General features: G+C 62.5%; 13 protein-coding genes. All 13 read left to right on the top strand.

Features of this window, described 5'->3' with window-relative positions:
* Positions 1–94 precede the first annotated feature (94 nt).
* The gene (gene fabF, locus ACZY0R_RS30195) at positions 95–1,327 is read left to right on the top strand and encodes a beta-ketoacyl-ACP synthase II (protein ID WP_488863554.1); all 1,233 of its coding nucleotides are present in this window, start codon (positions 95–97) and stop codon (positions 1,325–1,327) included.
* 52 nt (positions 1,328–1,379) lie between these two features.
* Positions 1,380–1,847 carry a hypothetical protein gene (locus ACZY0R_RS30190; protein ID WP_488863552.1) on the top strand — a complete coding sequence of 156 codons (468 nt, stop codon included), beginning with the start codon at positions 1,380–1,382 and terminating at the stop codon, positions 1,845–1,847.
* 129 nt (positions 1,848–1,976) lie between these two features.
* Positions 1,977–2,576, top strand: coding sequence for an RNA polymerase sigma factor RpoE (gene rpoE, locus ACZY0R_RS30185; protein ID WP_045235582.1), 600 nt, complete (start codon positions 1,977–1,979; stop codon positions 2,574–2,576).
* Between the two features lie 126 nt (positions 2,577–2,702).
* Positions 2,703–3,332, top strand: coding sequence for a sigma-E factor negative regulatory protein (locus tag ACZY0R_RS30180; RefSeq protein ID WP_045235581.1), 630 nt, complete (start codon positions 2,703–2,705; stop codon positions 3,330–3,332).
* 8 nt (positions 3,333–3,340) lie between these two features.
* The gene (locus ACZY0R_RS30175; protein ID WP_488863550.1) at positions 3,341–4,414 is read left to right on the top strand and encodes a MucB/RseB C-terminal domain-containing protein; all 1,074 of its coding nucleotides are present in this window, start codon (positions 3,341–3,343) and stop codon (positions 4,412–4,414) included.
* Between the two features lie 153 nt (positions 4,415–4,567).
* Complete coding sequence (locus ACZY0R_RS30170; protein WP_488863548.1) at positions 4,568–6,037, top strand: DegQ family serine endoprotease; 1,470 nt, start codon at positions 4,568–4,570, stop codon at positions 6,035–6,037.
* A 10-nt stretch (positions 6,038–6,047) separates the two neighbouring features.
* Positions 6,048–6,311 (top strand): glutaredoxin family protein, encoded by a 264-nt coding sequence (locus ACZY0R_RS30165; protein WP_488863546.1) that lies wholly within the window; start codon positions 6,048–6,050, stop codon positions 6,309–6,311.
* A gap of 269 nt (positions 6,312–6,580) precedes the next feature.
* Positions 6,581–8,374, top strand: a complete 1,794-nt coding sequence (gene lepA, locus ACZY0R_RS30160; protein WP_488866264.1) for a translation elongation factor 4 — start codon at positions 6,581–6,583, stop codon at positions 8,372–8,374.
* A 70-nt stretch (positions 8,375–8,444) separates the two neighbouring features.
* Complete coding sequence (gene lepB, locus ACZY0R_RS30155; RefSeq protein WP_488863544.1) at positions 8,445–9,344, top strand: signal peptidase I; 900 nt, start codon at positions 8,445–8,447, stop codon at positions 9,342–9,344.
* Positions 9,345–9,484: 140 nt separating this feature from the next.
* Complete coding sequence (locus tag ACZY0R_RS30150) at positions 9,485–9,799, top strand: DUF4845 domain-containing protein (RefSeq protein WP_488863542.1); 315 nt, start codon at positions 9,485–9,487, stop codon at positions 9,797–9,799.
* A 1-nt stretch (position 9,800) separates the two neighbouring features.
* Positions 9,801–10,571 carry a ribonuclease III gene (gene rnc, locus ACZY0R_RS30145; protein ID WP_020205117.1) on the top strand — a complete coding sequence of 257 codons (771 nt, stop codon included), beginning with the start codon at positions 9,801–9,803 and terminating at the stop codon, positions 10,569–10,571.
* Positions 10,568–11,503, top strand: a complete 936-nt coding sequence (era, locus tag ACZY0R_RS30140) for a GTPase Era (protein ID WP_045235575.1) — start codon at positions 10,568–10,570, stop codon at positions 11,501–11,503. Before rnc ends, era begins: the two co-directional genes overlap by 4 nt.
* Positions 11,496–12,374, top strand: coding sequence for a DNA repair protein RecO (recO, locus tag ACZY0R_RS30135; protein ID WP_488863539.1), 879 nt, complete (start codon positions 11,496–11,498; stop codon positions 12,372–12,374). The genes era and recO overlap by 8 nt, the downstream gene beginning before the upstream one ends.
* Positions 12,375–12,402: the final 28 nt, after the last annotated feature.

Here is a 12,402-nt window from a genome sequence, read left to right as displayed (position 1 = left end):
ATGGCTGCGCCGGCATCGGCGTAGCCCGGCGCCGGCTGTCGGCCAGCTCCGATTCACTTTCCAGTTCTGCTTCACGTACCCGTAGGAAATCATAGTGAGCCGTCGTCGCGTCGTCGTCACTGGGCTTGGCCTTGTGTCTCCGGTCGGAAACACGGTTGCCGAAGGCTGGGCCAACCTGGTTGCCGGCAAGTCTGGCATCGCCACCGTTACCAAATTCGATCATTCCGCGCTTGCCGTGCACTTTGCCGGCGAAGTAAAGGGGTTCAATGCCGAGGATTACATCCCGGCCAAGGAAGCCCGCCATATGGATACGTTCATCCACTATGGCATCGCAGCTGGCTCGCAGGCGCTGAAGGATAGCGGCTACGAAGTGACCGAAGCCAATGCAGAGCGCATCGGCGTGCTGGTTGGCTCGGGCATCGGCGGCCTGCCGATGATCGAGGACACCCACGCCGAGCTGACCAATCGTGGTCCGCGCCGGATCTCCCCGTTCTTCGTGCCGGGCTCGATCATCAACATGATCTCGGGCCACCTGTCCATCATCCATGGACTCAAGGGCCCCAACCTGGCCGCGGTAACGGCTTGCACCACCGGCCTGCACAGCATCGGCCTGGCGGCCCGGCTGATCCAGGCGGGCGATGCGGACGTCATGCTGGCCGGCGGCGCGGAATCCACGGTGTCGCCGCTCGGCATCGGCGGTTTCGCCGCAGCGCGCGCGCTGTCGACCCGCAACGACGACCCCGCTACCGCATCCCGCCCGTGGGACAAGGATCGCGATGGCTTCGTGCTGGGCGAGGGTGCCGGCGTGGTCATGCTCGAAGAGTATGAGTCGGCCAAGGCACGTGGCGCCAAGATCTATGCCGAGCTGATTGGCTTCGGCATGAGCGGCGACGCTTACCATATGACGGCGCCCAATATGGATGGCCCGCGCCGCTGCATGGTCAACGCCCTCAAGGACGCTGGCGTCAATGCGGACGAAGTCGGTTATCTGAATGCGCACGGTACCTCGACCCCGCTGGGCGACAAGAACGAGAGCGAAGCCATCAAGCTTGCCCTTGGCGATCACGCTTACAAGGTGGCGGTCAATTCAACGAAGTCGATGACCGGCCACCTGCTGGGCGGCGCCGGTGGCCTCGAGTCGGTGTTCACCGTACTGGCGCTGCACCACCAGGTGTCGCCGCCGACCATCAATATCTTCAACCAGGATCCCGAGTGCGACCTGGATTATGTGGCTAACACGGCACGCGACATGAAGATCGATGTGGCGGTGAAGAATAACTTCGGCTTCGGCGGCACCAACGGCACGCTTGTCTTCCGGCGCGCCTGAAGCCGGCGTGCGCCGGGTGGCATCCCCATGGAGTTCAGTCAAGGCCCATCGTTTGCGGTGGGTTTTGGCGCTGTTTCTTGCCTGCGAGCTGGCAACGTTCGCGTTGCTTGCCCGGCAAGGGATGCACGAACTGGGGTGGTCTGCGCAAGGCTGGAATTTGCCGCAATGGCTGGCGGTGCTCGGCGTCGCTGCGTTGTGCGGTTGGCTCGCATGGCACTGGCACGCACTCTGGCGCGGCGCCGCGTGTACCTACGACGGCCTGGCGCAAGGACGGGATCGCACGGGCCGGCCAGGCATCCTTGTTGGCCTGCCGGACGGCCGCCGCGCGGTGGCCCGTGTCGAGTCCAGTTGGGCATTGGGCGAGCTGGCCCTGGTGCTGGCCCTGGAGCCGGTGACCGGACATCCCCCTCGGGTGCTGGTGGTCAGCCGTGTGCTCGTGGGGACCGGCGCTTTGCGGGCGCTCAGACGTGCTCTCCATGTTGCGCAGCGTGACTGCCAGGCGACAGGCGAGGCCAGTTAATGCGCGACTGTTTCGAGCATCCATCACAATATGCGTTGCACCGCACTGACCGTGCGCCCAGCTACGTAGGTAAAATACAACGTTTGTCGTGAAGACGATACCAAGAGATACACTGCAGGTGAAATATTCGTGAGCGAACGCGAAGCCGATCAGCTCCTCGTTGAGCGCGTCCAGCAAGGCGATAAGCGGGCCTTTGAATTGTTGGTGGTGAAATACCACCGCAAGATCATCAGGCTCATTTCGCGTTTGGTGCGGGATTCGGCCGAAGTGGAGGATGTGGCACAGGACGCCTTTATCAAGGCGTATCGTGCTTTGCCGCAGTTTCGCGGCGAATCGGCGTTCTACACCTGGTTGTACCGGATTGCGGTGAACACCGCGAAGAACTATCTGGCGACTCAGGGGCGGCGGCCGGAAGCCTCCAGTGATATCGATGCCGAAGAGGCTGAAACTTTTGCGGACGGTGAGCAACTAAGAGATATCAATACGCCGGAGTCGATGCTCCACACCCGCCAGGTGGCCGAGACGGTCAACCGCGCGATGGAAGCACTGCCCGAGGAATTGCGCACCGCCATCACCCTTCGCGAGATCGAAGGCCTCAGCTACGAGGAGATCGCGGAAGCCATGGGGTGCCCGATCGGCACCGTCCGGTCGCGCATCTTCCGGGCGCGCGAGGCGATTGCCGAGAAATTGCGTCCGCTGCTGGGAACGGCAGAGGGCAAACGATGGTAGTAGTCAGCCGTCGTCAGTGGTAAAGAAAATGTCGTGCGGCCAGCGTTGCAGCCTATTCCTGCATCGATAAACGACAAGGTAGTAGACGGGATTGTCGGTGTTCAATGGTTTTTCTAGGGGTGGGAAATGGGTCAGGCTCACAAGCAGTCGGTTCATGTAGTGGAAGCAGCGGAGCAGATTTCCGTGCTGATGGATGGCGAGCTGGCGCCGCACGAAGTAAGCGCTGTGTTGGATCTCGCGAAGAGCGGGACGGGCATGGCGAGCTGGACCTCCTATCAACTGATTGGCGATGCCCTGCGTTCGGAAGAACTGACGCATGCTGGCTCGACCGATGATTTTCTCTCCCGGTTTTCCGCCCGTCTCGACAGCGAACCGCATGTGCTGGTGCCCGCGGTCGCGAAGGCGTCAGCAGCACATCGCATGCTCTTCAAGCCGTCGTGGGTTCGCCGCGTGATGCCGGGTACGGCCATCGCTGCCGCGGTGGCGGCCGTCAGCTGGGTGGTGGTGCCGCAGATGCGCGGTTCCGCCGACCTCGGTACGCCGGATGCCGTGGTGGCACGCGTAGAGCAACCCGCCGCGCCCAAGGCCGGCGGCATCGTGACCGTGTCCGCGGACAGCGCGCAAATGATCCGCGATCCGCGTCTGGACGAATATCTGCGTGCCCACCGCGTATCGGTTGCAACTGATGCGGTAGTGCCCACGATGCGCACCGTTGCCAACAGCGCAAACTTCTCTCAGGACAATTCGCAGGAATAATGCCGGACATGCATAAAGGATGGTCGCCCGCCAACGTAGCGGGCGCACACAGAATTAGGGCCCTTCGCAGGTCCTTTTTTCTGGCCTTGTGTCTGACTGCGGCTGCAGCAACTGCGCAGCCGCCGGACAATACGCTGGCCCGTCGCGACGCAACGGCCTGGCTCAACAAGATCCACCGCGCGGCCCAGCGCGAGAATTATGTCGGCACGCTGATCTATCAGCGCGGCAGCGTGATGCATGCGTCGCGCATTCAGCACTATAGCGATCTCGTCAACAACGAGTACGAACGGCTTGAGACGCTCGACGGCAAGCCACGCGAGGTGCTGCGCCAGAACGATATCGTGCATAGCCTGATTCCCGAGGCCAAGCTGGTGGTGGTGGAAAAGCAGGAAGCCAAGGATCGTTTTCCGGCCCTCCTGGCCACCAACAAGAGCGATGTGCTGGATATCTACGATATGCGCAAGCTTCCCGGCGAGCGCGTGGCCGGCGTTGAGTGCGAGGTGTTCTCGCTGGAGCCGCATGACGCCGCGCGCTATGCCGTGCGTCTTTGGGCCGAGAAGAATTCCGGCCTGCTGATGCGCGCCCAGACCCTGGGCGAGGGCGGCAAGGTGCTGGAGCAGGTCGCTTTCTCGCAAGTCGAGATCGGAGTGCCTTCCGAAAAGCAGCGCATCCTCACTGCCATCAAGAATTCCGGCGCCTGGAACCACTATGAGGTGACCAACCAGCCTGCCAATATCGCCGACGAGGGCTGGAGCATCGGGATCCCGGTCAAAGGGTTCATGAAGATCCGCGAGGTTCGCCGGCCACTTGGGGAGTTGCGCGCACCACAGGCCAACTCGCGCGGGAACGTCTTCGAAGTGCTCCAGATCGTCTATAGCGATGGCTTGACCGGTTTGTCGGTATTTATCGAGCCGGTTTCCGAGCAGCGCGTGCGCCGCGAAGGTGTGGCTTCGCTCGGTGCTACCCAGGTGGTGGTGCGCCGTGTGGCCGATTTCTGGATCACCGTAGTGGGCGAAGTCCCGCCGGCCACAGTAAGGCAGTTTGCCTCGGCGGTAGAATACAAACCACCGAAGGCCCACTAAGCCGGATTGTTGCGTGGAGGGGCGGCGAGAACGCCGCCCCGCATCCGCCGCCAGTCCGCTGCGCACGCTGCCCAAGCTTTTTTCCTCGTTTCGCTGATCTCCCGGGAGTCGACGATGTCACCAAGATCTCCAGCCTTGGCTCGGACCGTGCTCATGGCTGCCATTCTCGCTTTTGCGCCATTTGTCGCCGAGTTGAGCCATGCACAGGCGGCCGCGCCGTCCTATAACCTGCCCGATTTCACCGATCTGGTGGAAAAAGCCGGCCCGGCCGTCGTGAATATCCGCACCACCGAGCGCGTTCGCACGCGCGGTACTCCCGGCAGCGAAGACGACGAGATGGCAGAGTTCTTCCGCCGTTTCTTTGGTGTGCCTATGCCGGGCGCGCCCACGCCTCCGGGCACTCCGCGCCGCGGCCAGCCGCCACAGGGGCCGCAGGGGCCGCAGGGCGAGGAGCAGAGCCGTGGCGTGGGGTCCGGTTTTGTCATCAGCCAGGATGGTTTTGTGATGACTAATGCTCATGTTGTGGCGGATGCGGAAACTATCTATGTCACGCTGCCCGACAAGCGGGAGTTCAAGGCGAAGCTGATCGGCTCGGACAAACGTACCGACGTAGCGTTGCTCAAGGTCGACGCGACCGGCTTGCCCAAGCTCACGCTCGGCGATTCGGACAAGGTCCGCGCCGGCGAATGGGTGCTGGCGATCGGCTCGCCATTTGGCCTCGACAACACCGTGACGGCCGGCATTGTGTCGGCCAAGGGGCGCGATACCGGGGACTACCTGCCGTTTATCCAGACCGATGTGGCGGTTAATCCAGGTAACTCGGGTGGCCCGCTGATCAACCTGCGCGGCGAGGTCATCGGCATCAATTCCCAGATCTATAGCCGCAGCGGGGGCTATATGGGCATCTCCTTCGCCATCCCGATCGACGAGGCCATGCGTGTCACCGAGCAGCTCAAGGCGACCGGCAAGGTGACGCGCGGGCGTATTGCGGTTGCGATCGGCGATGTCACCAAGGAAGTCGCCGACTCGCTCGGCCTGGGCAGAGCCCGGGGCGCGCTGGTGGGTAGCGTCGAACCCGGCGGCCCTGCCGAGAAGGCGGGGATCGAAGCCGGTGACATCATCCTCAAGTTCAACGGCCGTGACATCGAGAAGGCGTCCGACCTGCCGCGCATGGTCGGCGATATCAAGCCGGGCACGCGCGTACCGCTGCAGCTATGGCGCAAGGGCGCGACGCGGGAGGTTTCGATCACCGTGGCCGAACTCGACGCCGATGCCAAGGTGCGCACCCGTGGCGGCAATACACAGCGCGACGACGGTGCCGCGCCGGCAGCCAAGCCCAATGCACTCGGCCTGATCGTCAACGAAATTCCCGATGCAAAGCTGAAGGAACTCAAGATCAAGTCGGGCGTGGAGGTCGAGCAGTCCGACGGGCCGGCGATGCGTGCCGGCATTCGCCCGGGTGACATCATCCTGCGGCTGGGCGATAGCGACGTGACCAGCCCGCGCCAGTTCAATGAACTGGTCAAGGGGCTGGACAAGGCGAAGATTGCCGCCGTGTTCGTCCGCCGCGGCGATGCCACCCAGGTGCTGACCTTGCGTCCGGGCGCAACGTCCTCGCGCTGACCGGCTCGCCATGGCCGATCTCACACTGTATGGCAGGGGGTATTGCCATCTGTGCGAAGACATGAAAATCGCGCTGGAACCGCTCCGGCGCGATTTTTCCTTTGTCCTGCACGAGGTGGACGTGGATACCGATCCCGCGACCGAAGCGCGCTTCGGCGAACTTGTGCCTGTGCTGATGGTTGGGCCCCCGGCTACCCCCGGCGAGGAACTGTGCCACTACTTTCTCGATGAAAATCGGGTGAAAGCGTGGTTCGCCGCACATGCGGCCCCGTGAGTGGACGAACGGCCGGTCGAAGGCGCGCAAGTGCGCCCTGCGGGGCATGGCGTGGCGTGATGGCTTGGTCAGCCGCCCATTTCGCAATACGGAAGTCCTTGAAAATACGGTAAAATTGCACTTTGGCGCAAAGTCCGCGTCACCAACCTGCGACCGGAGCGGGGCCCGCCCGACAAGGCGCCAGTTCCAGGTCGTTCATAATTGCTGCGCCGCCAGGCGTGCCCATGCGGGCACCTCCTGGCCCGAACTGGCGCACCCCTGAACATCAGATGGACCATATCCGCAACTTCTCGATCATCGCCCACATCGACCACGGTAAATCGACCCTGGCCGACCGCATCATTCAACTCTGCGGAGGCCTGTCCGATCGCGAGATGGAGGCGCAGGTGCTCGACTCGATGGACATCGAGAAGGAGCGCGGCATCACCATCAAGGCCCAGACCGCGGCGCTCAGCTACAAGGCGCGCGACGGCAAGATCTATAACCTCAACCTGATCGACACGCCGGGGCACGTCGACTTCAGCTATGAAGTGAGCCGCTCGCTGTCCGCCTGCGAAGGCGCGCTGCTGGTGGTCGATGCTTCCCAGGGCGTGGAGGCGCAGACTGTCGCCAACTGTTACACCGCGATCGAACTCGGCGTGGAAGTGGTGCCGGTGCTCAACAAGATCGACCTGCCGTCGGCCGATCCGGAAAACGCGATCCGCGAGATCGAGGAAGTGATCGGGATCGACGCCCAGGATGCCACGCCGTGTTCGGCCAAGACCGGCCTGGGCGTGCAGGACGTGATCGAGGCGATGATCGCCCGCGTACCGCCGCCCAAGGGCGACGCGGAAGCACCGTTGCAGGCCCTGATCATCGACTCGTGGTTCGACAACTACGTTGGCGTGGTGATGCTGGTGCGCGTGGTCAACGGCACCCTCAAGCCCAAGGACAAGGTACTGCTGATGGCTACCGGCTCGCAGCACCTGGTCGAGCAGGTCGGCGTGTTCTCGCCCAAGTCGCTGCCGCGCGAGTCGCTGTCTGCAGGACAGGTGGGTTTCGTGATCGCCGGCATCAAGGAACTGAAGGCGGCCAAGGTGGGTGACACCATCACCACCATGGCGCGCAAGGCGGCCGAGCCGCTGCCGGGCTTCAAGGAGGTCAAGCCGCAGGTGTTCGCGGGCCTGTATCCAGTGGAAGCCAACCAGTACGAAGCACTGCGCGAATCCCTCGAAAAGCTCAAGCTCAACGATGCATCGTTGCAGTATGAGCCTGAAGTGTCTCAGGCACTCGGCTTCGGCTTCCGCTGCGGCTTTCTTGGCCTGCTGCACATGGAAATCGTGCAGGAGCGCCTGGAACGCGAATTCGACATGGACCTCATCACCACCGCGCCGACGGTGGTGTACCAGGTGCAGATGCGTGACGGCACCATGCTGACGGTGGAAAACCCCGCCAAGATGCCGGATCCGAGCCGTATCGAGAATATCCTCGAGCCCATCGTCACCGTCAACCTGTACATGCCGCAGGACTACGTCGGCTCCGTGATCACGCTGTGCACGCAAAAGCGCGGCACGCAGATCAACATGAGCTACCACGGCAAGCAGGTGCAGCTCACGTATGAGATCCCGATGGCGGAAATCGTCATGGATTTCTTCGACCGCCTGAAGTCGGTGTCGCGCGGCTATGCCTCGATGGATTACGAGTTCAAGGAATATCGCGCCGCCGACGTGGTCAAGGTGGACATCCTGATCAACGGCGACAAGGTCGACGCGCTGTCGGTGATCGTCCACCGCAGCAACTCGCAGTACCGTGGCCGCGAAGTGGTATCGAAGATGCGCGAGATCATTCCGCGCCAGATGTATGACGTAGCCATCCAGGCCACGATCGGCGCCAACATCATCGCGCGCGAGAACGTCAAGGCGCTGCGCAAGAACGTGCTCGCCAAGTGCTACGGCGGCGATATCTCGCGCAAGAAGAAGCTGCTCGAGAAGCAAAAAGCGGGTAAGAAGCGCATGAAGCAGGTGGGTACGGTCGAGATCCCCCAGGAGGCTTTCCTGGCGATCCTGCAGGTAGGCGACAAGTAAGCTGGCGGAGGCCGGCTCCCGCCGGCTGGCGAAGCGGACTCTAACAAAACAACACGAAGATCTAGCCGTCATGAATTTTGCACTGATCCTTTTTGTGCTGGTGGTTATCACGGGCGTTGCCTGGGTGGCCGACAAACTGGTGTTCGAGAAGCAACGGCGGCTTTCCGCACAGTCCGCGCTGGCGGAGTTCGATGCGCGCCGTGCCGATATGCAGGGGCGCTATGGCGTTGGCGAGGTCGATACCTCGCGTAGCCGCCTGGCCGAGGAAAAGCTGCGCCAGCCCTGGTGGCTGGAATATTCGGCAAGTTTCTTCCCGGTGATCCTGGCCGTGTTCGTGCTGCGCTCCTTCGTGGTCGAGCCGTTCAAGATCCCGTCCGGCTCGATGATCCCGACTCTGCTGATCGGCGACTTCATCCTGGTCAACAAGTACGACTACGGCATCCGCCTGCCGGTGGTGAACAAGAAGATCATCTCGGTCGGCGACCCCCAGCGCGGCGACGTGATGGTGTTCCGCTACCCGAAGGACCAGTCGCTCGATTACATCAAGCGTGTGATCGGGGTGCCGGGCGATGTGGTGAGCTACCAGAACAAGCGCCTGACCATCAACGGCAAGCCCGCGGAGTACAGCGCGCTGCCTGACTACCTGGATGAAGAACGGCTTTCCTATTCGAAGCACTTCCGCGAGAAGCTGCCCGACGGCCCGGAGCACGGTATCCTCAATGATGCCGACAGGCCAGCCTATATCTCCGGCATGGATCCGGATTTCCCGTTCCACGAAAACTGCACTTACAATCAGCAAGGCGTAACGTGCAAAGTGCCGCAAGGCCACTATTTTGTGATGGGCGATAACCGGGATAACAGCCTGGATTCACGTTACTGGGGCTTCGTGCCCGATCAGAATATTGTTGGCAGGGCATTCCTGATCTGGATGAACCTTGGCAATATCGGACGCGTGGGGGCGTTCAAGTAAGCCTCCCGCGATGCGTATAAATCACTCCAGTCAAGCGAGGGAAGCGCAACATGGGTCAATCGGGTCGAGTGGTTGGGGCAGTCAGGGGGCGGGCACGTTTGTCGGGACGCAGCAAGCCGCGTGGATTCTCCCTCGGCAGCTTGCTGATCGTCATACTGGTCGTCGGGGGCTTTGTGATCCCGGCGGTCAGGGCGATCCCAAGCCTGCTGGAGTATTTCTCGGTCAAGCGCGCCATCAGTTATGCCAAGCAACAGGCATCCAACAAGCGCGAAGTGGCCGATTATTTCAACAAGCAGGCGCAGATCGACCGTATCACCGCTGTGCGCAGCGACGATCTGGATATCCATGAAGACGACAATGGCGGGATCCGGTCGGTGGGCTTTTCCTACCGTAACGAAGTGCCGTTATACGGTCCTCTGAGCCTTTTGATTACCTATTCGGGAACGCAGTACTGACATGAACCTCGACGCCTTGCAGCAACGCCTCGGCTACCGCTTCAGCAAGCCAGAATTGCTGCAGCAGGCGCTGACGCACCGCAGCCACAGTGCCTTGCACAACGAACGCCTGGAATTCCTCGGCGATTCGGTGCTGAACTGTGCCGTGGCTGACATGCTGTACGGCATGTTCAGCAAGCTAGACGAAGGCGACCTGTCCCGCGTGCGCGCCAACCTGGTCAAGCAGCAGGCGCTGTATGAAATTGCGCAGATGCTGCAATTGTCCGAGGCGCTGCGCCTGGGCGAGGGGGAACTGAAGAGCGGCGGTTTCCGCCGCCCGTCGATCCTGGCCGATGCGCTGGAAGCGATCGTCGGCGCCGTCTTCCTCGATGCCGGCTTCGAGGGCGCACGCACGCTGATCCGCAAGCTTTATATCCCCATCCTCGAGCAGGTCGATCCGCGCACGCTGGGCAAGGACGCCAAGACGCTGCTGCAGGAGTACCTGCAAGGCCACAAGATAGCCCTGCCGCAATATAACGTGATCGCCACACATGGCGCCGCGCATAACCAGCAGTTTGAAGTCGAGTGCACCGTGCCTAAACTGGAAGTGCGGGTGTTCGGTACCGGCGCGTCGCGCCGCGCCGCCGAACAGGCCGCCGCCAAGCTGGCGCTCGACGAGGTGCAGAAGCTCGTGCCCCAGTTGCTCAAGCGCAGCCGGGCCGAGCGCACCGGCAAGACGCGCAAGCAACCGGTGCCACCCGATCCCCAGTTGTCTCTCAGGTTGAAGGAATGACCGAATCTACCGATCCGCGGCAAGCCGCCGCGGGTACCCCATCCGCGGCGTTCCGCTGCGGCACCGTGGCCATTGTCGGGCGTCCCAACGTCGGCAAGTCCACCCTGATGAATGCGCTGGTTGGTCAGAAGATCAGCATCACCTCGCGCAAGGCGCAGACCACGCGCCATCGCATTGTCGGCATTCAGACTACCGAGGATGCCCAGTACGTGTTCGTCGATACGCCGGGCTTCCAGACACGCCATGCCAGCGCGCTGAACCGCTCGCTGAACCGCGCGGTCACCTCGACGCTGTCGTCGGTGGACCTGGTGCTGTTCGTCGTGGAAGCCGGCTACTACGGCGCCGACGACGAGAAGGTGCTTTCGCTGTTGCCGAAGAAAGTGCCGGTGCTGCTGGTCACCAACAAGCTCGATCGCCTTGGCGCGGACCGGGCTGAGGTGATGATGCCCTTCCTGGAAAAGATGGGCCACCAGTTCCAGTTCGCGGAAGTGGTGCCGATGTCGGCCAAGACGCAAGACCACATCGAGCGTCTGCTGGCGATCATCCGGCCGTACCTGCCGGAAGGCGAGCCGATGTATGACGCCGACTCCATGACCGATCGCAGCGAGCGCTTCATGGCCTCGGAGATCATCCGCGAGAAGGTGTTCCGCTGGACCGGCGATGAATTGCCGTACACCAGCACGGTCATCATCGAAAAGTTCGAGACGGAAGGCCGGCTGCGGCGTATCTTCGCCACCATCCTGGTCGAGCGCGACGGGCACAAGGCCATGATCATCGGCAACAAGGGTGCCAAGCTCAAGACCATTTCCACCGAAGCCCGCATCGACATGGAGAAGCTGTTCGACGGCAAGGTCTACCTGGAAATGTTTATCAAGGTAAAGAGCGGCTGGGCCGACAACGAAGCTGGATTGCGCGCCTACGGCTATGAGTGACAGAGCTGGCGGGCCTGCCTTGAAGGCCCGCCGCATAGACCCGGTGGTGGAAGAAGCGGCCGAACTGCTGGACAGCCATGCTGTGCCCGGCATGGAAGTGGCCGAGCAGCGCGCGATGATGGATCGCGCGTTGCGCATCGTGCCGGCGCGCACCGAACTGCGCGTGGCCAACCAGCCCGGCTTCGTGTTGCACGCCTGGCCCTACCGCGAGACCAGCCTGATCCTCGACGTGTTCACGCGCGATTACGGCCGCGTGGCCATGGTGGCGAAGGGCGCCAAGCGGCCGCATTCGGCGCTGCGCCCGGTGCTTCAGCATTTTCAGCCGATCTCGCTATCCTGGAGCGGCCGCGGCGAAGTCAAGACGCTGACGCGCGCGGAGTGGGTCGGCGGCATGCTGCCGCTGGCCAGCGACGCCTTGCTCTCGGGTTTCTATCTCAACGAACTGCTGCTGCGTTTCTGCGCCCGCGAAGATGCGCACGTTGCCCTGTTCCGCCAGTACATGGCCACGCTCACCCGGCTTTCGCATGGCGAGCAGGCCGGCCTGGTGCTGCGCGGCTTCGAGCGCGTGCTGCTGCAGGAAACCGGCTTTGCGGTGGCCTTCGATGAATGCGCCAATTCGGGCGAGACGGTCGAGCCGGGGCTGGACTATGTCTATCAGCCAGAGCGTGGCGTACGCCGCGCGCAGGCCAGCGATCCGTCCTCGTGGCCGGTGGTCTCCGGGCAGACGCTGCTCGATATGTCGCAGGACGACTATCGACGGACACAAACTGTCACGCAAAGTCGTGCGCTGATGCGCTTCCTGCTGCATTATTATCTGCAAGGCGCGCCGTTGAAGACGCGCCAGATCCTGATCGATTTGCACTATCTCTGAGAATATCTCCGAGCCTTTCGAGCCCTCC

The sequence above is a fragment of the Cupriavidus sp. F041 genome, assembly GCF_057814235.1.
This window is presented reverse-complemented; position numbering and strand designations above follow the sequence as displayed.